This window comes from Pseudomonas sp. S3_A09, assembly GCF_054668065.1.
In genome coordinates, this window is the sequence record NZ_CP162752.1 from 3,210,887 (window position 1) to 3,232,095 (window position 21,209).

17 protein-coding genes are annotated in these 21,209 nt (G+C 61.3%); 2 read left to right on the forward strand and 15 right to left on the reverse strand.

The features are described from left to right. Positions 1 to 9: 9 nt before the first annotated feature. From ureC to urtA, 11 genes are all read right to left on the reverse strand, one after another. Positions 10 to 1,710, reverse strand: coding sequence for an urease subunit alpha (ureC, locus tag AB4N92_RS14990; RefSeq protein WP_236267369.1), 1,701 nt, complete (start codon positions 1,708 to 1,710; stop codon positions 10 to 12). 113 nt (positions 1,711 to 1,823) lie between these two features. Further along, positions 1,824 to 2,129: an urease subunit beta gene (locus tag AB4N92_RS14995; RefSeq protein ID WP_010213539.1), complete on the reverse strand. Its 306-nt coding sequence runs from the start codon at positions 2,127 to 2,129 to the stop codon at positions 1,824 to 1,826. Then, on the reverse strand, positions 2,126 to 2,659 hold the full coding sequence (locus AB4N92_RS15000) for a GNAT family N-acetyltransferase (RefSeq protein ID WP_010213537.1): 534 nt from the start codon (positions 2,657 to 2,659) through the stop codon (positions 2,126 to 2,128). The genes AB4N92_RS14995 and AB4N92_RS15000 overlap by 4 nt, the downstream gene beginning before the upstream one ends. A gap of 5 nt (positions 2,660 to 2,664) precedes the next feature. Next, positions 2,665 to 3,177, reverse strand: a complete 513-nt coding sequence (locus AB4N92_RS15005) for a GNAT family N-acetyltransferase (RefSeq protein ID WP_031291419.1) — start codon at positions 3,175 to 3,177, stop codon at positions 2,665 to 2,667. A 9-nt stretch (positions 3,178 to 3,186) separates the two neighbouring features. Further along, positions 3,187 to 3,489, reverse strand: coding sequence for an urease subunit gamma (locus tag AB4N92_RS15010; protein WP_010213535.1), 303 nt, complete (start codon positions 3,487 to 3,489; stop codon positions 3,187 to 3,189). Between the two features lie 161 nt (positions 3,490 to 3,650). Next, complete coding sequence (locus AB4N92_RS15015) at positions 3,651 to 4,490, reverse strand: urease accessory protein UreD (RefSeq protein WP_045791352.1); 840 nt, start codon at positions 4,488 to 4,490, stop codon at positions 3,651 to 3,653. Between the two features lie 31 nt (positions 4,491 to 4,521). Then, positions 4,522 to 5,220: an urea ABC transporter ATP-binding subunit UrtE gene (gene urtE / locus AB4N92_RS15020; RefSeq protein WP_010213533.1), complete on the reverse strand. Its 699-nt coding sequence runs from the start codon at positions 5,218 to 5,220 to the stop codon at positions 4,522 to 4,524. Positions 5,221 to 5,232: 12 nt separating this feature from the next. Further along, positions 5,233 to 6,066 carry an urea ABC transporter ATP-binding protein UrtD gene (gene urtD / locus AB4N92_RS15025; protein WP_460127437.1) on the reverse strand — a complete coding sequence of 278 codons (834 nt, stop codon included), beginning with the start codon at positions 6,064 to 6,066 and terminating at the stop codon, positions 5,233 to 5,235. Continuing rightward, positions 6,063 to 7,130: an urea ABC transporter permease subunit UrtC gene (gene urtC, locus AB4N92_RS15030; RefSeq protein WP_010213530.1), complete on the reverse strand. Its 1,068-nt coding sequence runs from the start codon at positions 7,128 to 7,130 to the stop codon at positions 6,063 to 6,065. Before urtC ends, urtD begins: the two co-directional genes overlap by 4 nt. Further along, positions 7,130 to 8,632 (reverse strand): urea ABC transporter permease subunit UrtB, encoded by a 1,503-nt coding sequence (urtB, locus tag AB4N92_RS15035; RefSeq protein WP_236267368.1) that lies wholly within the window; start codon positions 8,630 to 8,632, stop codon positions 7,130 to 7,132. Before urtB ends, urtC begins: the two co-directional genes overlap by 1 nt. 166 nt (positions 8,633 to 8,798) lie before the next feature. Then, a complete protein-coding gene (gene urtA / locus AB4N92_RS15040; protein ID WP_236267367.1) occupies positions 8,799 to 10,064 on the reverse strand; it encodes an urea ABC transporter substrate-binding protein in 1,266 nt (421 codons plus the stop codon). 321 nt (positions 10,065 to 10,385) lie between these two features. Between urtA and AB4N92_RS15045 the strand changes: the two genes are divergently transcribed. Together AB4N92_RS15045 and AB4N92_RS15050 are read left to right on the forward strand one after the other, a co-directional pair. Continuing rightward, positions 10,386 to 11,867 (forward strand): DUF4329 domain-containing protein, encoded by a 1,482-nt coding sequence (locus AB4N92_RS15045; protein ID WP_460127441.1) that lies wholly within the window; start codon positions 10,386 to 10,388, stop codon positions 11,865 to 11,867. A 32-nt stretch (positions 11,868 to 11,899) separates the two neighbouring features. Further along, positions 11,900 to 16,279 carry a DUF4329 domain-containing protein gene (locus AB4N92_RS15050; RefSeq protein ID WP_460127444.1) on the forward strand — a complete coding sequence of 1,460 codons (4,380 nt, stop codon included), beginning with the start codon at positions 11,900 to 11,902 and terminating at the stop codon, positions 16,277 to 16,279. A gap of 41 nt (positions 16,280 to 16,320) precedes the next feature. Here the strand turns inward: AB4N92_RS15050 and AB4N92_RS15055 are convergent, their stop codons facing one another. Genes AB4N92_RS15055 through AB4N92_RS15070 form a run of 4 tightly spaced genes read right to left on the reverse strand, consistent with a single transcriptional unit; the run spans position 16,321 to position 21,186 of the window. Continuing rightward, on the reverse strand, positions 16,321 to 17,331 hold the full coding sequence (locus AB4N92_RS15055; protein ID WP_236267365.1) for a FecCD family ABC transporter permease: 1,011 nt from the start codon (positions 17,329 to 17,331) through the stop codon (positions 16,321 to 16,323). Further along, entirely contained in the window at positions 17,328 to 18,275 is a 948-nt protein-coding gene (locus AB4N92_RS15060; RefSeq protein ID WP_236267364.1) for an ABC transporter substrate-binding protein, read from the reverse strand. The genes AB4N92_RS15055 and AB4N92_RS15060 overlap by 4 nt, the downstream gene beginning before the upstream one ends. Beyond that, complete coding sequence (locus AB4N92_RS15065) at positions 18,272 to 19,054, reverse strand: ABC transporter ATP-binding protein (RefSeq protein WP_154974303.1); 783 nt, start codon at positions 19,052 to 19,054, stop codon at positions 18,272 to 18,274. The genes AB4N92_RS15060 and AB4N92_RS15065 overlap by 4 nt, the downstream gene beginning before the upstream one ends. 23 nt (positions 19,055 to 19,077) lie before the next feature. Next, positions 19,078 to 21,186, reverse strand: a complete 2,109-nt coding sequence (locus AB4N92_RS15070; protein WP_236267362.1) for a TonB-dependent receptor — start codon at positions 21,184 to 21,186, stop codon at positions 19,078 to 19,080. Between the last annotated feature and the right edge of the window lie 23 nt (positions 21,187 to 21,209).

Genomic DNA, 21,209 nt, shown 5'->3' on the forward strand with positions numbered 1-21,209 from the left:
TGGTTCGAGTCAGAACAGGAAATACCGCTGCGCCATCGGCAACACATCCGCCGGCTCACACCACAGCAGCACCCCTTCGGCCTTGACCTGGTAGGTCTGCGGGTCCACCTCGATATCCGGCAGGTAATCGTTGTGGATCAGGTCGGTTTTCTGCACGTCGCGACACCCTTTGACCACCGCGATCTGTTTCTTCAACCCCAGGGCTTCGGGCAAACCGGCATCCTGCGCAGCCTGGCTGATAAAGGTCAGGCTGGTGGCATGCAACGAGCCGCCGAAGCTGGCGAACATCGGGCGGTAGTGCACCGGCTGCGGCGTGGGGATCGAAGCGTTGGCGTCGCCCATCAGGCTTGAGGCAATCGCGCCGCCCTTGAGGATCAGGGTCGGCTTGATGCCAAAGAACGCCGGGCGCCACAGTACCAGGTCAGCCCACTTGCCCACTTCGATCGAACCGACGATATGGCTCACACCGTGGGTAATCGCCGGGTTGATGGTGTACTTGGCGATGTAGCGCTTGGCGCGGAAGTTGTCGTTGCCGGGACCATCGCCAGGCAAGGCGCCGCGCTGTTTTTTCATCTTGTCGGCGGTCTGCCAGGTGCGTGTGATCACCTCACCGACCCGGCCCATGGCTTGGCTGTCGGAGCTGATCATGGAGAACGCGCCGAGGTCGTGCAGGATGTCTTCGGCGGCAATGGTCTCGCGGCGGATGCGGCTTTCTGCGAAGGCCACGTCTTCGGCAATGCTCGGGTCCAGGTGGTGGCAGACCATCAGCATGTCGAGGTGTTCGTCGATGGTGTTGCGAGTGAAGGGCCGCGTCGGGTTGGTGGAGCTCGGCAGCACGTTCGGGAAGCCGCAGGCCTTGATGATGTCCGGTGCGTGACCGCCACCTGCACCTTCGGTGTGATACGTGTGGATGGTACGGCCCTTGAGCGCGGCCAGGGTGGTCTCGACGAAACCGGACTCGTTGAGGGTGTCGCTGTGGATCGCTACCTGCACATCGTATTGATCGGCAACGCTCAGGCAATTGTCGATGCTCGCCGGGGTGGTGCCCCAGTCTTCATGCAGTTTCAAACCGATGGCGCCGGCCTTCACCTGTTCGATCAGAGGCTCCGGCAAGCTGGCGTTGCCCTTGCCAGTGAAGCCGATGTTCATCGGGAACGAGTCACTGGCCTGGAGCATGCGCGCCAGGTGCCACGGGCCGGAGGTGCAGGTGGTGGCGTTGGTGCCCGTCGCCGGGCCGGTACCGCCGCCGATCATGGTGGTGACGCCGCTGGTCAGCGCCTCTTCAATCTGCTGCGGGCAGATGAAGTGCACGTGGCTGTCGATCCCGCCGGCGGTGAGGATCATGCCTTCGCCGGCAATCACTTCGGTGCTGGCGCCGATGGACATGGTCACGCCAGGCTGGATGTCCGGGTTGCCGGCCTTGCCGATGGCGTGGATACGGCCGTTCTTCAGGCCCACGTCGGCTTTGACGATGCCCCAGTGGTCGATGATCAGCGCGTTGGTGATCAGCGTGTCGACCACCTCATGGGCGAGCAATTGGCTTTGGCCCTGGCCATCGCGGATGACCTTGCCGCCGCCGAATTTGACTTCTTCGCCGTAGACCGTGAAGTCTTTTTCGACTTCGACGAAAAGCTCTGTGTCGGCCAGGCGGACCTTGTCACCGACGGTGGGGCCGTACATGTCGGCATAGGCTTGGCGGCTGATTTTCATGTGTGTGCCCTGAGAAATGTGTGTTGAATGTGAATCCGCTTTCGCGAGCAAGCTCGCTCCCACATGTTGAAATGCCTACTAAATATGGGAGCGGGCTTGCTCACGAAGAGGGCCTAAAGATCACCCATGACTCGACCTGCAAACCCGAACACCCGGCGACCGCCGCTCAAATCCACCAACTCAACCTCACGGCTTTGCCCCGGCTCAAACCGCACCGCCGTGCCCGCCGGAATATTCAGGCGCATGCCACGGGTTGAGGCACGATCAAACGTCAGTGCGTCATTGGTCTCGAAAAAATGATAATGCGAGCCCACCTGGATCGGCCGATCGCCGCTGTTGGCCACGCTGAGGGTGACCGTACGGCGGCCCACGTTGAGTTCGATGTCGCCAGGCTGGATCTGATATTCGCCAGGAATCATGCAGGTTGCCCCAGGGTCTTGAAGTAGATGGCGGTCGGGCTGTAGCGCCCGTCCGGGCTTTGGCAGTAGTCGGGCAGTTCACCGACCTTGATATAGCGCAGCGACTGGTAGAAGGCTTCGGCGGGTGAGCCGGCTTCGGTGTCCAGGTACAGCAGGCCGCGCTTGTGCTGGCGGGCGGCGAGTTCCAGGGTGTTCATCAGTTGCTGGCCGAGGCCATGGCGTCGCGCGCTGCTGTGTACCAGCAGCTTCTGCACTTCGGCGCGGTTGAGTCCGTTGGCTTTTTGGCACAGCGCCAATTGCACACTGGCGATCACGTGTTCGTCGCGCACCACCACCCAGAGCAACAGGCCGGCGTCTTCGATGCTGGCCTGCACGCCGCGCAAATACTCGCGGGCCTGGGCCTCGTCGAAGTCGGCCATGAAGCCGACGGAAGCGCCGTGCCTGACCGCGTCCAGCAACAACTCGATCAAGCCCAGACGATAGTGGGCAAAACTTTCCGCATTGACTCGACGCACTTGCGCGCTATTCATTGGTGTCACTCCTTGGGCGGTTCGGCGCCCGGATTCAACGCCAGTTGCATGAAGGTCAGGTCCAGCCAGCGGCCGAACTTGATACCCACTTGGGGCATCTGCCCGGTGGTGATGAATCCCTGGCGCTCATGCAGTCGGATCGAGGCCTGGTTGCCGCTCTCGATGGCGGCGACCATCACGTGTTTGCCGCAAGCGCGTGCACGCTCGATCAACGCCTCCATCAGTAACGGGCCCAGGCCCTTGCCGCGTTGGTCGCTGCGCACGTACACCGAGTGCTCGACGCTGTAGCGAAAACCTTCGAACGGCCGCCAATCGCCAAACGAGGCGTAACCAGTGACTTCACCGTTTTCTACCGATACCAGGATCGGATAGCCCTGGGCATGTCGCGCACTGAACCAGGCCTGGCGGTTGCCCAAGTCCGCCGGTTGTTCGTTCCAGATCGCGGTCGTGTTCAGCACTGCGTCGTTGTAGATATCGCGGATCGCCGGCAAATCATTTTGGGTTGCGTCACGAATCATCATCAGGCCTCACGCAATCGGCTGGTGGACGGTGACCAGCTTGGTGCCGTCGGGGAAAGTGGCTTCCACCTGGATATCCGGGATCATTTCGGGGATGCCTTCCATCACTTGTTCGCGGCTGAGCAGCGTAGTGCCAAAGTGCATCAGGTCGGCCACGGTGCGGCCGTCGCGGGCACCTTCCATCAGGGCGGCGGAGATGTAGGCGATGGTTTCCGGGTAGTTGAGCTTCACGCCGCGTGCGAGGCGACGCTCGGCCACCAAGCCTGCGGTGAAGATCAGCAGTTTGTCTTTTTCCCGTGGGGTCAGGTCCATGGTTCAAGGTCCTTCATAAATTGCATGCTTAAAAACACCAGAGATCAATGTTGAATGGGTTTATGTGGGAGCCGGCTTGCTCGTGAATGCAGTGCGTCAGTCAATGCATCTGTTTCTGATCCGCCGCTTTCGCGAGCAAGCCCGCTCCCACATTTTGATCTTCATGTGCTCCAGATTCGGGGTGGAACAGCTGCGCGTTCAAGTACGGCTGGGCGTAGCAGTTTCCATAGATCAATCAACCAACCTCGCGCCAGCAGCGCTTCGCTGGCCAGGCAACGGGCGACCAGCAAGCCTGGCAGTTGGGTCAGGTCGCCGCGCACCGCGTGGGGCAGGGCGCGGCAAGTGTCGAGTAACTCAGGTTCGATATCAGCCGTCAGCAGCAACGTGGCAAACACCGGTTGCCCGTCCAGGCCGATGGGAGAGTCGAGCAAACCGTCGGCACCCACAATGCGCTGGCGTTCATGCCAGAGCAATTGGCCGTCGCGGCGGATATCCAAGTGGGATTGAAAGTGGCCCTGGTCAAAGCGCTCGCCACTGGCGGGGCGGCCGAGGGCGACCACGTCCCAGTAGAACAGGCGTGCATCGCCGTGCAGCTCGATGCGCGTGGTGAGTTCGGCCTGGGCGGCACTGAATACGATGGTTTCCTGGGGCAGCCATTCCAGCGTAGCGCCGGCTTCCACGGTAAGGTCCAACTGCTGAAACGCAGGACCCTTGGCGCGATACCACTTGGCGGCGCCGGGGCTGGTCAGTTGCGCCCAGGCACCTGCGCCGACATGGGCGCTGATGTCCAGGCGATCACCGCCGGCAATGCCGCCGGGCGGGTGAACAATGATGTGCTGGCACACCTCGGGGCCTTCGGCATACAGGTGCTTTTGCACGCGCAAGGGGCCGAGGTGGCGACGCATCACTGGCCGCGTGGTGTCGCCGAAACGCGCATAGCCGAGCTCCAGCTCGGCATGCCAGCTGGGGGTGAACAGCGCAGGAGTAACGGGCAGGTTCATGGCAGAGTGCTTATCGTTAGGAGGCTACAGATTAGATGGTTACCAAGCCGCGTACACCTTCGCTTTCCATATTTTCACCTCGGCCTTGCTGCACGATCTCACCACGGGACATCACCAGGTAGTGGTCGGCCAACTCGGCGGCAAAGTCGTAGAACTGCTCCACTAGCAGGATCGCCATATCACCGCGCTCCGCGAGCTTCTTGATCACCGCGCCGATCTCCTTGATCACCGACGGCTGGATGCCCTCCGTGGGCTCATCGAGGATCAGCAGGCGTGGGCGGCTGGCCAGCGCCCGACCGATCGCGAGCTGTTGCTGCTGCCCGCCGGACAGATCGCCGCCACGGCGGTGCTTCATTTGCAGCAAAACCGGGAACAGCTCGTAGATGAACGCGGGCACTTCCTTGGCTTCCGAACCGGGGAAGCGCGAGAGCCCCATCAGCAGGTTTTCTTCCACCGTCAGCCGCCCGAAAATCTCCCGGCCCTGTGGCACGTAGGCGATCCCTGCCTGCACACGTTGGTGCGGCTTGAACCCGGTGATGGCCTTGCCTTCCCAGTTCACCGCGCCTTCCTTGGAGGGCAGCAAGCCCATCAGGCATTTGAGCAGGGTGGTCTTGCCCACGCCGTTACGGCCGAGCAGGCAGGTGACCTCGCCGACCTTCACGTCAAAAGACAGCCCGCGCAGGATGTGGCTACCGCCGTAGTACTGGTGCAACTTGTCGACTTGCAGCATGTTCGGTTCTCCTTAGCGGCCGAGGTAAACCTCGATCACCCGCTCATTGTCCTGCACCTGTTCCAGTGACCCTTCGGCCAGTACGCTGCCTTGGTGCAACACGGTCACATGATCGGCAATCGAGCCGACAAACCCCATGTCGTGTTCCACCACCATCAGCGAGTGCTTGCCCGCCAGGCGCTTGAACAGTTCGGCGGTGAATTCGGTTTCCGCGTCGGTCATGCCCGCCACCGGTTCGTCCAGCAGCAACAGTTGTGGGTCCTGCATCAGCAACATGCCGATTTTCAGGAACTGCTTCTGGCCGTGGGACAGCAACCCCGCTTGGCGCTGTGCCGAAGCGGTCAGGCGGATGGTGTCGAGGACTTCATCGATACGGTCTTTCTGCTCGCCACTTAAGCGTGCACGCAGGCTGGCCCACACCGACTTGTCGGTCTTCTGCGCCAGTTCCAGGTTTTCGAACACGCTGAGGGCTTCGAACACCGTGGGCTTCTGGAACTTACGGCCGATGCCGGCCTGGGCGATCTGCACTTCGCTCAGGCTGGTCAGGTCCAGGTTTTCACCAAACCAGGCGGTGCCGTGGCTGGGCCGGGTCTTGCCGGTAATCACGTCCATCAGCGTGGTCTTGCCCGCGCCGTTGGGGCCGATGATGCAACGCAGCTCACCGACGCCGATGTAAAGGTTCAGGTTGTTGAGCGCCTTGAAGCCATCGAAGCTGACGCTGATGTCTTCCAGGCTCAGGATGGTGCCGTGGCGGGTGTCGAGGCCCTTGCCGGCGGCCTGGCCGAGGCCGATGGCATCGCGGCCGGCGCCTGCATCGAAAATAGGTTCAAGCATGACGTTCCTCATTTCTTCAGCAGGCCGATGACGCCCTTGGGCAGGTACAGGGTGACGATGATGAACAGCGCCCCAAGGAAGAACAGCCAGTATTCCGGAAAAGCCACGGTGAACCAGCTCTTCATGCCATTGACTACTCCGGCGCCGAGCAGCGGGCCGATCAGCGTGCCACGCCCGCCCAAGGCCACCCACACCGCGGCTTCAATCGAGTTGGTCGGCGACATTTCGCTGGGGTTGATGATGCCAACTTGCGGCACATACAACGCCCCGGCCAAACCACACAGCACCGCGCTCAACACCCACACGAACAGCTTGAAGCCACGCGGATCGTAGCCGCAGAACATCAGGCGATTTTCCGCATCACGCAAGGCGGTCAATACCCGGCCGAACTTGCTGCGTGCCAAGCGCCAGCCGATGAACAGGCTCGCGACCAGCAGCGCCACTGTGGCGACAAACAGCACCGCTCGGGTGCCTGGTTCAGTAATACCGAAGCCGAGGATGCTGCGGAAATTGGTGAAGCCGTTGTTGCCGCCAAAGCCGGTCTCGTTGCGGAAAAACAGTAGCATTCCGGCAAAGGTCAGGGCCTGGGTCATGATCGAAAAATACACGCCCTTGATCCGCGAACGGAAGGCGAAGAAACCAAACACCAGCGCCAGTAAGCCTGGTGCCAACACCACCAGGCACATGGCCCAGACGAAGTGCTGCGTTCCGACCCAGTACCAGGGCAGCTCGGTCCATGACAAGAAGGTCATGAACGCCGGCAACTCGTCACCGGACGCCTGGCGCATCAGGTACATGCCCATGGCATAACCGCCCAGGGCAAAGAACAGGCCGTGGCCGAGGGACAGCATGCCTGCATAACCCCACACCAAGTCCAACGCAAGGGCGACGATTGCATAGCAGAGGATCTTGCCCACCAGCGTCAGGGTGTAGGCCGAGATATGAAAGGCGTTGTCCGGTGGCAACAACGACAACAGCGGCAGCGCCAGCAGCACGATCAGGATCAGCGCGCCGAGGGCAATCGTCACCTTGGGGCCGGCCTTTTGCGCGGCCGTAAGCATCAATGGCTGGTTCATCAGTCGATCACCCGTCCTTTCAGTGCGAAGAGTCCTTGCGGGCGTTTCTGGATAAACAGAATGATTAGCGCGAGGATCAGAATCTTGCCGAGCACGGCGCCGATCTGCGGTTCGAGAATCTTGTTGGCGATACCTAAACCGAACGCCGCCATCACGCTGCCGGCCAACTGGCCGACCCCGCCGAGCACCACCACCAGGAACGAGTCGATGATGTAGCTCTGGCCCAGGTCCGGGCCGACGTTGCCGATCTGGCTCAGTGCCACGCCGCCCAGCCCGGCGATGCCGGAGCCCAGGCCAAAGGCGAGCATATCCACGCGTCCCGTAGGCACGCCGCAGCACGCGGCCATGTTGCGGTTCTGCGTGACGGCACGCACGTTGAGGCCCAGGCGCGTCTTGTTCAACAGCAACCAGGTCAGCACCACCACGCACAGCGCGAAGGCAATGATCACGATGCGGTTGTACGGCAGCACCAGGTTGGGCAGCACTTGAATGCCGCCGGACAACCATTCGGGGTTGGACACCTCGACGTTCTGCGCACCGAACACCAGGCGTACCAACTGGATCAACATCAGGCTGATGCCCCAGGTGGCCAGCAGGGTTTCCAGCGGCCGGCCGTACAGGTGACGGATCACCGTGCGCTCCAACGCCATGCCGATAGCGGCGGTAACAAAAAACGCCACCGGCAGCGCGATCAGCGGGTAGAACTCGATGGCCTGTGGCATGTAGCGCTGCATGAGCAACTGCACCATATAGGTGGAGTAGGCACCGAGCATCAGCATCTCGCCGTGGGCCATGTTGATCACGCCGAGCAGGCCGAAGGTGATTGCCAGGCCCAGGGCCGCCAACAACAGAATCGAGCCCAGGGACATGCCGCTGAAGGCCTGGCCCAGGATTTCACCGACCATCAATTTGCGTTTGACCTGGGCCAGGCTGGTTTCCGCGGCGGTGTGCACGGCGGCATCGGTTTCAACGCCGGGGGCGAGCAAGGCTTCAAGCCGCGTGCGCGCCAGCGGGTCGCCGGTGCTGCCGAGCAACCGCACAGCGGCCAGGCGCACCACTGGGTCGGTGTCCACCAGTTGCAGGTTGGCCAGGGCCAGGCTGAGGGCGGTGTGGACACCTTCGTCGGTTTCGGCGGCGACACGCTGGTCGAGGAATTTCAGTTGCGCAGGTTGTGCGCTTTTTTGCAGGGTCTGTGCGGCAGCCAGGCGCACCTTGGGGTCGGCGGCGAGCAGTTGCTGGCTGGCGTGTACGTTGTCGATCAGGCCGCGCAGACGGTTGTTCAGGCGTACGGTTTTGGTTTCACCGTTGACGATGAGTTGTCCTTGTTGCAGAGCGTCCACCAGCTCGATGCGTGCCGGGTCAGGTTGGGCGGCCCAGTCCTGGAGGAGCTTGGCTTGTTGCGTCGGATTGGCGTTGATGAAGTCTTCGGCGTCGCTGGCGTGCGCGCCTAAGGGCAGCGACAGCAGGGCGGCGAGGATGTATCGGTAGAGGGCAGTGAGCATAAAAAAATGTCCTGATCATGCGCGGACGGTGTGGGCACTGGCTCTGTGTGGAAGCTGGCTTGCCTGCGATAGCATCGCTGCGGTGTGTCAGGTACACCGAGTTGTTTGCATCGCAGGCAAGCCAGCGCCCACATTGACCGCGCCCGACATCTGGGTTCGGTGGGGCTCAGTTGCTCTTCACGGCGTAATCCGGCTTCTTGTCATTGCCAGGGATGTGCGGGCTCCAAGGCTGCGCCCGGATCGGCTCCTGGGTCTGCCACACGACAGAGAACTGCCCGTCGGCCTGGATCTCGCCGATCATCACCGGCTTGTGCAGGTGGTGGTTGGTCTTGTCCATGGTCAGGGTGAAACCGGACGGTGCGGCGAAAGTCTGGCCGGCCAGCGCTTCACGCACTTTGTCGACGTCGGTTGACTTGGCTTTTTCCGCCGCCTGCGCCCACATATGGATGCCTACATAGGTGGCTTCCATCGGGTCGTTGGTCACGGCCTTGTCCGCGCCCGGCAGGTTGTGTTTCTTGGCGTAGGCCTTCCAGTCTGCGACGAATTTTGTGTTCACCGGATTCTCCACCGACTGGAAGTAGTTCCAGGCCGCGAGGTTGCCCACCAGCGGCTTGGTGTCGATGCCGCGCAGCTCTTCTTCACCCACCGAGAACGCCACCACCGGAACGTCGGTGGCCTTCAAACCCTGGTTGGCCAGTTCTTTGTAGAACGGCACGTTGGAGTCGCCGTTCACGGTGGAGATCACCGCGGTCTTGCCGCCAGCCGAGAACTTCTTGATGTTGGCGACGATGGTCTGGTAGTCGGCATGCCCGAACGGGGTGTAGACCTCTTCGATATCTTTATCCGCCACGCCTTTGGCGTGCAGGAACGCGCGCAGGATCTTGTTGGTGGTGCGCGGGTACACATAGTCGGTGCCAAGCAGGAAGAAGCGCTTGGCGCTGCCGCCTTCTTCACTCATCAGGTATTCCACGGCGGGGATGGCCTGCTGGTTCGGCGCTGCACCGGTATAGAACACGTTTGGCGACATCTCTTCGCCTTCATATTGCACCGGGTAGAACAGCAGGCCGTTGAGTTCTTCGAATACTGGCAATACCGATTTACGCGACACCGAGGTCCAGCAGCCGAACACCACGGCGACCTTGTCTTGGGTCAGCAATTGTCGGCCTTTCTCTGCGAACAGCGGCCAGTTTGACGCGGGGTCGACCACCACTGCTTCGAGCATCTTGCCGTTCACCCCGCCCTTGGCGTTGATCTCGTCGATGGTCATCAATGCCATGTCTTTGAGCGAGGTTTCGGAGATCGCCATGGTGCCGGACAACGAGTGCAAGATGCCGACCTTGATAGTCTCGGCGGCCTGCGCGGTCCAGGTCATGCCCATGGCGGCAATCGATGCGGTGAGTGTGAAAGCCTTGATCAAGCTGCGACGCTTCATGGTGCGATCTCCGTGACCGGTATTTTTTTATGGGTGGCAGGTGAGGGACGTTGCAGAGCTGATTGCAAGGGGTGTGCCGAAGTCTCAAAGCCTTGGAGGGACGGGGATGGATAGGCGTCGGAAACGGCGCCTTGCACCAATGTGATGCTTGATTGCGGGGCGGGGCACGGCGGTGTGCTGTTGTGGTGCCTGTTTTTTAGCGGTGCTTCAACAATATGTAGCACCCCTGAGGAGCGTCCCCCTTTGAAGATGATGAATCTTCAGTGTTCGGCCTTCACTGGCACTGACTGATTCATCAAATTCTGATTAGCAGGTGCACTCATGGATGAACATTCAAACCGCGACAAGCGTGCCGCCATCCCTCCAGGTCACACCAAGCTCCCCCCACTGACGCCGGCGTTTATCAGCGCCGATGATGCCGCGCGTTATGTACATGAGCGCATCGGTACTACGCGGGATATCGAGTACGGCAGTGTGATCATGCAGCGCCTTTCGGATCAGTTGTACGTGGCGACTGAGCCGGCTCTGGGGCAGGCAAAGAATTTCGATCTCAACCTGATACTTGAGCGTGAAAGAGGCAGCACTTTCCAGTTTGTAGAGCCTCAGGGCTATAAACTCGTCGGGGCGCTGCATTCGCACCCCGATGATTTTGCCGGAACCCAACGGGCGAACCCAACGTGGTCGCCACAGCAGGTAAAGGCCTTCATGGGTTTTTTTTCTACGGACGACATCATCGTCAATTATCGCGTCGGGGTTCAGCTGCCGCTCGCTTATTTGTCGGGTCCCAACGGAGAATTGCTCAGGTACCAAACCCGTTTCTCCAACGCCGAAGACCAGCGCGTGGGCTGGCTTCGCGGAGAGGGCGGATGGACCTCTGTGTACGACGCTGAAGGCACAGAGGAGGGCGCTTACAAAGCGTTGGCTTCGGTGGGTTCGATACGCTTTGTGTTATCCAACGCTGCATGGGGTGGATCGGTGGGCGATGTTCCTGGTGATTGGGAACCTTACAAGCCGTTCAAGGCGCCCCCCATGCAACTCAACTGCGGGCCAGTGTTTCCCTCCAGGGACCAAGTACTCAACCACGCAGCCACTCGTATCAAGCGCCAGCCTGAGAACAGGCTGCACGTGTTGATTCTGCAAGGTGCTGTTCAGGGGCGATACGTCACCTGTGAACCGCAACTCGCCGAACTCAGCGGCTGGCCGAGTGGGGGGCTGCTTTCGCGGCTGCCTCCTGGCTTTCATGTGGAGGGTGTCTATTTCCATGCTCAGCCCTCGCCCTCGCAATATCCCACCGTGGAATCGTGGCTGTATCAGAACTTCATCAGCCCGCTTGAGCTGGCGACTCACATTGCGCAGTTTCGCCGCTACAGCCCACAACCCAGGGCGGGAACAACGCTGTACATTCGTATGCGCGATCAAGCGCTGCTGCGCTACCGCTTTTCTGGCTCGGCGCTCGAATCCCAGCTGTTTGCCCAGGCGCCGGGCGGTCCGGTAACCGACAACGGTCAACAGGCCGCGCTGATGGCTGGCACGCTGACCCCCCATGACTTTGTGTTGCAGGTCGCGGCGGCGGGGCAACTGTCAGTCATCGACACCAGCCGCCTCTGGGATCAGGTCGGGGAAGTGGGACCGCAATGGCGTCCCTTCAGCAAGATCCCGCAACCGACGCTGAGCCCCCCTTTTATCACGGCCGACGATGCGGCTCGATGGGCGCACGAGTGGATCAATCTTCTGGAGGCTGACAAAGAGTACGGCGGCGCGATTCTAAAAAAGACAGTCGCTACTTTGCTACGACGCCGATAGCTGGCGAGCAACTCACCTTCGATCATCGGATCATGCTGGCTACCGATGCCGACGACAACTTCATCGCGCCCGGCGGTTACACCTGCGAGGCGCTCTACCATTCCCATCCGGCGCACGTCGAACAGGTAAAACTGAGCAATCCGGGGATCAGCGATGATCATGCCTGGATGATGATCAGTTTTTTTTCGCCCGCAGACCTGAGTTTTATCATCGAACATCGAGGTTCGGTGCCCGCTCATTACCTGTGCGGCCCCGAGGGCTCGTTACTCAAGTACGTGAGCAGTGGCTCGGCGACTGAGGTCCTGCTGAGAAAGCGCATTCTTGGCGAGGCACCATTCCCGGCGTCCGAGCATCGGGAGTCATTGATCTGGATGGCTGCCGAGGCTGGCGACCTGCGGGTGGTGCTATCCAACGCTCGCTGGGGCGGTGTACGCGGGCGGGTAAAACAAGGTTGGAAAGTCAACGCGGCCGTGACGCAAGTGACAGAGGAGCAGCCGTTTTTTACACCGGTATTTGAACGCGTTGAGTTGGCGATACTGGCCGCGCTTGCTCTGCCAACCTCCGAGCAAGCATTCGGCTTTGTGCTCAAACACATCCAAAGCGACAGTTATGTTGCGACCTATCCCGAGCCACCGGGCCCGTTACGATTTGCTCCAGCAGGGCTATTTCCTGAACGAGCACCGGGCAAGCTGAGGCTGCCCTCCAACTTTCGGCTGGAGGCGATCTACTGCCGCTCAACATCCGCTACAGCCGACGCTCCTGCCCATGAAAGCTGGTTGCAGCCTTTGTTCTTCTCTCCGGCACAAATAACCGACGCCATTACTCAAGCGCGGGCGACGCTTGAGCTGCAAGACAAGACCCGTGGCCTGGCGCTCTACCTGCTGGCTGAGGACGATGCGGTGTTGCGGTTTAAATTGCCCGACGCGCAGACGGTCACCGAGCTGGTCAACGAAACCGTCCCCGGCGTTCTGGATGACAACGGTGCCCAGGCTGCGATGAGGGCCGGCACCCTGACACCCCGTCACTATGTCAGGCGGGTCTTGGCGGCAGGGGACCTGTCGGTGGTGGTTTCCGGTCAGGTCTGGCGTCGTTCCGGTCGTGTGGACAGTCGATCCCCGCTGCTTGCGCCGGTTCATCGAGCGGTGCTGAGCCCGGCGTTTCTCTCGGCCACCGACGCGGCGGTGTATGCCCACGAGAAAATCGGCGAGCGGCGCGACCGCGCTTATGGCGGTTACATCCTCAAGGGTGAGGATGGCCGCTTTATCGTCACTGAGCCGATGGAGGCCGGAACCAACCCCTTTGCGGCGGCGCTGTTTTTTCCAGCGGATGATCTAAACCCGTTGATCCCCCCCGAACCCTACATGATCCATGGTCGTTACGGTTCTCACCCGGCCTTGTCCATGGTCGAGCCGAGATGGGTCGCACAGCGACGCTGGACGCGTGAAGAGGCCGAGATCAACCTGCAGGCTTTTACTGTCGAAGAGATCCGCGCCGTGATCCAACAGCAGCGTCCGGCGTATTTGTCGGGGAGTGAAGACTGTTTACTGGCGTACACGCCCAGCGCGTCCAGTCAGGAGGCATTGCTGCTGAACGGCACGGCGCCACAGGCTGGCGGCAGCCTGGCCCAGATGCGGCTCGACAGCGGGCTGATGAAGCCCGCGCAGTGGGTTGTCATCGTGGCCGAGGCGGGAGACTTGCGGATTGTTCAGGGCAACCCTTTGTGGGGGCCGCGCTCGCCGGTGTACGCCGACTGGACCCCCAATTTTGCTTATGCACCAAGATTCGGCCCGCCCGACTATGCCACCTACGGGGCAGTGTTCAGCAGCGCCGATGAAGCTGCCCGCGACCTTCACGCCAGGGTCCATGGCCGCAATCTTGCGGAACAGGCCTACTTTGGTTTTATTCTCAAGCACAAGGATAAGGCCCATTACCTCGCCAGCGAGGTGGTGGGCGTCAATGAGCGCGTCAAGCTGTTCAACCTCAACAGCGTGTTTGCAGCGACAGAAGACAATAGCTACCGGTTTCCGGATGGGTTTGTACTCTGCGGATTGTTTCGTTCGCAGCAGTGGCAACCGGTGGGGTTACCCGCTTCAAGCACCTGGTTAACCCGTTACTTTGTGATGCCCATGGTTTTGTATGGTGCGCTTGTGGACAGCAAGCACAGGGGGGCGAAATACAACAACGGGAACAACCTGCCGATCTACTTTTCAACTGAAGAGGGAGCCTTGTTGAGGTACTTGCCGCTGCCATTCAACGTGGGAAGCGGCGGCCTGGTAGACCACGCGTTCGAAGAGATCGAGGTCGCGCTGGCCTCAGGTAAAAAAACGCCGCAAGAGTTTGTCAGGGACTGGGCCAACGCGGGTGAACTCAGCGTGGTACGCACCAGCCAATGCTGGGACAAACTAGGGCTGGTGCCGCGCACGTGGTCCGGTTACGAAAACCTGAGCCGGCGACATGTGGGCCCCGCCTTTGCCAACCCGGACGATGCTGCTCGGTATGCGGCGGCCATTGTCGGTGAGGGCCGTCATCGTACCTATGGCGGTGTGCTGCTACGGCTGCCCGGTGGTGGTTTCGCGGCGACTGATCCGCTGGTGGTGCCTCCCCAGGGTTTTGCACTGAATTGGATTTACCCTGATGCGGCGATTGCGCAAGGGCTGTATCCGCCAGGAAGTACCATCGTCGCCCGTTACCGGTCGGTGGTCAGGCAAGAGACGCAGATATTGTTGTCGGTCACTCAAAAAGCGGTCTACCAGAGCATGTTGCCCACCCACGTGCTGTCGAACCTGTTGCGCCGGGAAGTTCACGTCAAGCGCGAATACCTGTTTGGTCCAGAGGGTTTGATCCTGCGTTACCAATTGAGCGGTTCCGCTGAAGAGGAGGAACTCAAGCAGCAGTTGGCGCCGTTGAACCTGGCCAGGGGGGATGCCGCTGACAATGAAATTGAACGACAACTGCGCGCCGGCACCCTGCTGCCAGTCGACTTCGTGACGCAGGTGGCCAAGGCCGGCGATTTGCAGGTGGTCAAGGGCGATGCGCTGTGGGGCTTCGCACGGCCACTGAGTGTGCCGTTCGTACCGTACGTGACGCGCGCGCCGGCCCTGGAGATCAAGCAGGTTTTTGCCGATGCGCCCTGCAGCCCGATCTTTACCCAGGCCTATGACGCGGTACGGTATGCGCAGCGTTTGTCATCGCCCCAGGCGCAGGTGCAGTTCGGGTATGTGCTCAAGTCGGTAAAACGTAATGCTTACATGACCACCGTGCCGTTGATGCGCGCCGATTATTCCGATTTCAAGCAGGTGTTTGTCGAGGGGCAGTTGCCTCAGGGTTATGCCTTGAATGGCTTGTACTTGTGCGCCTCCACGGTGGCGATTGCTCCAGCGAGCGATGAAATGGCGACCTGTTTCTTCTCGCCCGCGTCTCTGGCGATGGGCGTCAATTTTGTCAGCAATATGGCCAAAAACGGTGTGCTGCCCCTTTACCTGCTGTGTGCTGACGGTGCGCTGCTCAGGTACTTATTCAGAAAAAACGGAGCGCAATCGCTGCATGCCTTGAACTCCGAGATGAAAACCATCGAACCGAAGTTGCTCGATGGGTCCTTGACCGTCGCTTACTACGTGCGGGGGCTCGCGGCCAGGGGCGAACTTTACGTGCGTGTCAGGAGCACCGTATGGGCCAGGGAGGAAGCCGTTACGGCGCAGTGGCGGCCCAAGCTCACTCCCTGGGATTTCGCTGACAACCCACACCTTCTTTCATTCTGTGGGCCGTTGTTCAGTCATGCCGACGACGCCGCGCGCTGGACCGAAAAACAGCTGGGTGGGTTCATGGGGCAGGAATACCTTGGGGCGGTATTGGTGCCGCCTAGTATTCCAGGGTTTGTGGGGCTTGATCCTGTGCTGGACCAACGCACCTTTTGGGAGAGTACGGTTTCGTCAGTGTTCTTGTTTCGCGGTATCGGGCTTGATGTCACGTCGGTACATCCGCTGTTCCTCTACACCCTCAACGCGGTCCACGCATTTTACAAAGTGGCTCCCAGGGTCGGTAACCCGATGTCGCTTGACTTGCAGTTGCTGGGGAATTTTGCCTCCAAGGATGATCTGCGTTCCTACATAACGATCGTGAAGAATAACCGTCCGGTTGCCGAGAGCCTGTACCTGTCGTGCCGAGGCGGCGCGCTGCTCAAGTACGTGCCGGGTTTTACGGCAGGCGAGACGCTTTTGCTGAGCGTCGACTCGTCACCTCTTCCCACTGTGTTGGTCAGTGGTTTGCGAGAGGCCGGCAAGCTTTCCGTTCTGGAAACCGACAGTTTTTGGACGCGCCGGGGGACACTTGGGGCCGAGTGGCAAGTCAAGGACGTGCAAGCCGCACCTGATCCGCAGGTTGTTCAGTACGGTCGAGACAAAGACGAACTCTGACCAGCAGGGTGAGGGGGGGCCTTCTGTCAGCTGAAGACGTGTCAGCGCCTGCGCATCAGCCCGATAAAAAACAGCCCGCCAATCGCCGCCGTGGCCACGCCAATCGGCAAGTCCTCGGGGGCGATCAGCGTGCGCGCTGCGACATCCACCCACACCAGGAACAGGCTGCCGAGCAACACGCACACCGGCAGCAGGCGGCGATGTTCGGCACCCACCAGGCGACGGGCAATGTGCGGCACCATCAGCCCGACAAAACCGATGGAGCCGCTGATGGACACCAGCACGCCCGTCATCAAGGAGGCGACCAGGAACACCTTCAGCCGCACGTTGCGCGCATTGAGCCCCAAGGTGACAGCCGTTTGCTCGCCGGCCATCAACGCGTTCAAGGGCCGCGCCATGCCCAGCAGCAACCCCAAGCCCAACAGCACGGTGGCGGTGGGAACCGCCAGCAGTTCCCAGCGCGCCAGGCCCAGGCCGCCGAGCATCCAGAACATCACCGCCGACGCCGCACGATGGTCGCCCATGAACAGCAAGAGGTTGGCCGCCGCCATCATCACAAAGGACACCGCCACGCCACAGAGCAGCAGGCGATCACTCTCCAGCCGGCCATTGCGACTGGCCACCGCCAGCACCACGAGCATACTCAGCAGCGCGCCGATGAAGGCAGCGAGGGGCAAGGTCAGCAGGCCGATGACTTCACCCACGTGCAGCACCACGATCACCGCGCCAAGGGTGGCGCCGGAGGTCACGCCCAGCAGGTGCGGGTCGGCCAGTGGGTTGCGCGTGACCGCCTGCAACACCGCGCCGATCAGCGCCAGCCCGGCGCCGACCAGCGCCCCCAGCAGCATGCGTGGCACGCGGATCAGCCAGACGATATGTTCCTGCCCGGCCGGCCAATGCACCTCGCCGACCCCGAAGGCCTTGTACAACACGATTCGCCACACCACCTCTACCGGCACCCGCGCCGGGCCAAAGCCCAGTGAGAGGACGCAAGAGACCAGCAACACCGCCCCCAGGGCAGCGAGTAGCAAGGCGTAGCGACGCGTAATCATTCGCCGTGGAACCCCTTCGCCAGGGTCTCCACTGCGAGCACGTTATCGATGCCCGGCGTGGCCTGCACGTAGGGAATCACGATAAAGCGCTGATTCCTGATCGCGTCCACCGCTTGCAATGCCGGGTTGTTCATCAGGAACGCTTGCTTCTGTTCGGCGGTGACTTCGCTGTAGTCGACGATCACGATCACCTGCGGGTTGCGCTCCACCACGGTTTCCCAATTGACTCGGGTCCAGCTGGCATCTATGTCATCGAGAATATTGCGCCCACCGGCGGCGTCGATCAGCGCTTGCGGCATACCCAGGCGCCCGGAGGTCATGGCGCGGTCTTCACCGCTGTCATAGAGGAACACGCGAGGTTTGTCGGCGGGCAGGTGTTTTTGCACCTCGTCGACCTGCGCCTGCATCTGCGCGATCAAGGTACTGGCGCGGTCCTGCACGTCGAAGATCTTGCCCAGGTTGCGCAGGTCGTTATAAGTGTCTTCCAGGGTGGCCGCCGGGCGCTTCATCACGAAAGCGCAGGACTCGGTCAGCTCATACACGTTGATGCCCAACGGTTGCAGGGTGCTCGGCGTGAGGTCGCCGCCCACGCGCATGCCGTAGTCCCAGCCGGCGAAGAAGAAGTCCACGTTGGCGTTGAGCAGGGTTTCCACCGAAGGGTACTTGCTGGCCAGTTCCGGCAGGCCGGCGAGGATCTCGGCCATTTCCGGGGTTACCGACTTCCAGCCGGTGACGCCGCTGTAGCCGGCCATCCGCGGTTTGAGGCCCAGGGCGAGCATCATTTGGGTCATGTTGATGTCGTGGCTGACCGCGTGCTTCGGCGCTTCCTGGAAGGTCACATCGCGGTTGCAGCTCTTGATAGTGACCGGGTAATGCGTCGCTTCGGCGAGCGCTTGTGCAGTACCGAACAGCAAGGCGAGGGTCAGCAGGGCGCGCAGGATCATGGTTGGGTTATCCAGGTAATTCGGGGGTAGCCGGACAAGGGGTGGGTGTCGATCAACGCGTCCACGTCAAACACGTCACGCAGCAACTCGGCGGTCAGCACTTGATGGGGCGTGCCGCTGGCAACGATGCGCCCGTGGTCTATCACGTACAGGCGATCACAGAATGCGGCGGCCAGGTTGAGGTCGTGAATGCTCGCCAGGATGCCGATGTTCAAGCGCTTGACCAACTTCAACAGCTCAAGCTGATAGCGCGGGTCGAGGTGGTTGGTCGGTTCGTCGAGGATCAGCAGTTGCGGCTGCTGGGCCAAGGCGCGGGCGAGGATCACACGCTGCTTTTCTCCGCCGGAAAGGGTGGCGAAGGCGTGGTCTTCGAAGCCTTGCATGCCGACCGATTCCAGTGCCTGCTGGATCAGTTGCTGGTCGTGCAACGTATCGCCATCGAGCAACCCCTTGTGGGGCGTGCGGCCCATGGCGACCACTTCATCGACACGCAGGCCGAACGCCTCGGGGAATTCCTGCAGCACCACGGCGACGCGTTGTGCACACCACTTCGCGCTTTGCTTCCACACATTCTGGTGGTTGAGCAACACGTCACCGCGCGCCGGCTTACTGAAACGGTACGCACAGCGCAACAGGCTGGTCTTGCCGCTGCCATTGGGCCCTATGAGCCCTACAAACTCCCCTGCACCGACCTGCAGGTTGGCGTCACGCAGGTGGAATTGGTGATGGCAGTGGCCTGTGGGGGACCAGGTGAGGTCGGTGAGGGTTAGCGAAGTCATTGAGTCTCTCAAGTCCACCACCGTTAGAAGGTGTAGTCCGCAGTGACAAAGAACGAGCGCGGCTCACCCAGAATCCACTGCTGCCCGTCGTTGTATTGGCTGACGGCGTAGGTGCGGTCGAACAGGTTGTTCAGTTGCAGGCCCAGGGTGGTGTTGCGCATAGCCTTCCACGACACCGTGGCGTCGACCACGGTGTAGCTCGGTAGCTCATTTTGGTTGGCCATGTCGGCGTAACGTGCGTCGACATAGCGCACCCCGGCCCCGGCGCGGATATCGTCGGTCACGGCCTTGCTCAGCCACAGGTTGGCGGTACGGCGCGGCACATCCACCGGGCGGTTGCCGTCGCGGGAAACCTGCACGCCACCGACGTCCTGTTTGAAGTCGTCGTACTGCGCGTGGACGATGGCCGCGTTGGCTTGCAGTTGCCAGGCATCCGGCAGTTGCAGGGCGAGGCTGGCTTCCAGGCCCCTAGAGGATTGCTGGCCGACTTGTTGCTTGAGGTCCGGGTCGCCCGGCACGTCGGTGAGCAGTTTCTTTTTGACGATGTGGTAGGCCGCCAGCGTCCATTCGCCCCGTTGGTTCCAGAAGGCTTGCTTGATACCGACCTCGGTCTGCTTGGCGGTGGACAGGTCGAACTGCTGCTGGCCTGGGCTCAGGGAGATCAGGCCACCGACGCCGTCGGTGCTGGTAGCGTACTGGCCATAGATCGAGGTGTCGGGCGTGATCGCGTAGACCAGGCCGGCCTTCCCGTTATTGCCGGTGAGGGTCTTGTCGGTTTGGCCGCCGTTGCGCAAATCATCTCGCTCGACATGGGCGTAGTCACGGCGGATTCCGGTGACCAGCGACAGTTTATCGGTGAGTTGCAGGCGGTTTTCCGCGAAGCCGGCGACCGTTTTAGTGGTGGTAGAAAACAGCGGCGCGAACGCGTTCTGGCTGTTGAACGCGGCGGGTGCCGGGTGAAGGATGTCGATCGGCTGACCGCCCGCCAACACATCGTTGAACGGTGAGTTGCTGGCCAGGCGGAAGCGGATGCGGTTGTATTCCACGCCGGCCAGGGTCTGGCTGTCGAGACCGAACAGGGTGTGCTTGAAAGTTAAGGTCTGGCGGTCGCCCACCTGCTCCTGGTTGTGCTTGATGCCGAAGTTGCCGCTGCGGGTAAGCTGGCCGTTGGTGAAGTTGTAGTTCTCGGCGTTCTGCCAGCGACGCTGGTTTTTCAGGTAGTACAGTTCATTCGTGGCGCTGATGTTGTCGTTGATCTGCCACGCGCTGGTCAGGCGCGTCCACTGGTCGTTGTAGTGCTGGGTGTCGTTGCTGACGTTGTAGTTCTTGTCGCGCAGGTCCTTGTGCAATTGGCCGTTGATCAGCGGGGTGCCGAAGTAGTTTTGAGGGCGCTGGTCGCCGTAGTCGCTGGCCAGGGTGAAGCTCAGGTTGTCCGCCGCTTGCCAGCGCAGGGCGCCGCTGAAGAAGTCGCTGCTGGAGTCGCCACGGTCGATAAACCCGTTGCTGTGCAGGCGGTTGAGGTTCAGGCGATAGCTCAGGGTGTCAGTCAGCGAGCCGCCGCTGTCCAGGGCCTGTTGCTGGCGATCATAAGTGCCGTAGCCCAGTCGGATGTGGTTTTCGATCTCGCCTTCAAACGGCTTTTTGGCCACGGTATTGATCACCGCGCCGGTAGCACCTTCGCCGTACAGCACCGAGGCCGGGCCACGCAGCACGTCCACGCGCTCCACCGACCAAGTGTCCACCGGAAATGTCGAAGTCCCCATGCCCATGTACATGCGGTTGCCGTCATACAGCTGCATCACCGAGCCCTGGCCGGTAAAACCACGCGCCGATAACGAAGTGCCGCCATCCCCCGGGGTGCCGGTGCGGCTGATACCGGTAGCGCGGGCAATCGCGTCCTGCACGCTGACATCGCCACGTTCGCGGATCTGCGTACCGGTTTGGCTTTCGACGCTGCCGGGGGTTTGCAGGGCGCTGAGGTTCAGGCGCGAGCCGGCGGTGGTCGGGGTGTTCAGGTCGACGCGTTCGTCATCCATCGCAGGCGCGGTGATTGGGCTGGCGGGCAGGGTCAGGGCCTGGGCGCTGTTGTGCAGGGCGAGCAGGCACAGGCCGGACGCAAGGTACTTGTTCATCGGTCGATCAATCGCTTCTTGGG

Coding starts and splice junctions, on each gene's coding strand:
- ureC (WP_236267369.1), bottom strand. CDS start 1,710: ATGAAAATCAGCCGCCAAGCCTATGCCGACATGTACGGCCCCACCGTC.
- AB4N92_RS14995 (WP_010213539.1), bottom strand. CDS start 2,129: ATGATTCCTGGCGAATATCAGATCCAGCCTGGCGACATCGAACTCAAC.
- AB4N92_RS15000 (WP_010213537.1), bottom strand. CDS start 2,659: ATGAATAGCGCGCAAGTGCGTCGAGTCAATGCGGAAAGTTTTGCCCAC.
- AB4N92_RS15005 (WP_031291419.1), bottom strand. CDS start 3,177: ATGATTCGTGACGCAACCCAAAATGATTTGCCGGCGATCCGCGATATC.
- AB4N92_RS15010 (WP_010213535.1), bottom strand. CDS start 3,489: ATGGACCTGACCCCACGGGAAAAAGACAAACTGCTGATCTTCACCGCA.
- AB4N92_RS15015 (WP_045791352.1), bottom strand. CDS start 4,490: ATGAACCTGCCCGTTACTCCTGCGCTGTTCACCCCCAGCTGGCATGCC.
- urtE (WP_010213533.1), bottom strand. CDS start 5,220: ATGCTGCAAGTCGACAAGTTGCACCAGTACTACGGCGGTAGCCACATC.
- urtD (WP_460127437.1), bottom strand. CDS start 6,066: ATGAGGAACGTCATGCTTGAACCTATTTTCGATGCAGGCGCCGGCCGC.
- urtC (WP_010213530.1), bottom strand. CDS start 7,130: ATGAACCAGCCATTGATGCTTACGGCCGCGCAAAAGGCCGGCCCCAAG.
- urtB (WP_236267368.1), bottom strand. CDS start 8,632: ATGCTCACTGCCCTCTACCGATACATCCTCGCCGCCCTGCTGTCGCTG.
- urtA (WP_236267367.1), bottom strand. CDS start 10,064: ATGAAGCGTCGCAGCTTGATCAAGGCTTTCACACTCACCGCATCGATT.
- AB4N92_RS15045 (WP_460127441.1), top strand. CDS start 10,386: ATGGATGAACATTCAAACCGCGACAAGCGTGCCGCCATCCCTCCAGGT.
- AB4N92_RS15050 (WP_460127444.1), top strand. CDS start 11,900: ATGCTGGCTACCGATGCCGACGACAACTTCATCGCGCCCGGCGGTTAC.
- AB4N92_RS15055 (WP_236267365.1), bottom strand. CDS start 17,331: ATGATTACGCGTCGCTACGCCTTGCTACTCGCTGCCCTGGGGGCGGTG.
- AB4N92_RS15060 (WP_236267364.1), bottom strand. CDS start 18,275: ATGATCCTGCGCGCCCTGCTGACCCTCGCCTTGCTGTTCGGTACTGCA.
- AB4N92_RS15065 (WP_154974303.1), bottom strand. CDS start 19,054: ATGACTTCGCTAACCCTCACCGACCTCACCTGGTCCCCCACAGGCCAC.
- AB4N92_RS15070 (WP_236267362.1), bottom strand. CDS start 21,186: ATGAACAAGTACCTTGCGTCCGGCCTGTGCCTGCTCGCCCTGCACAAC.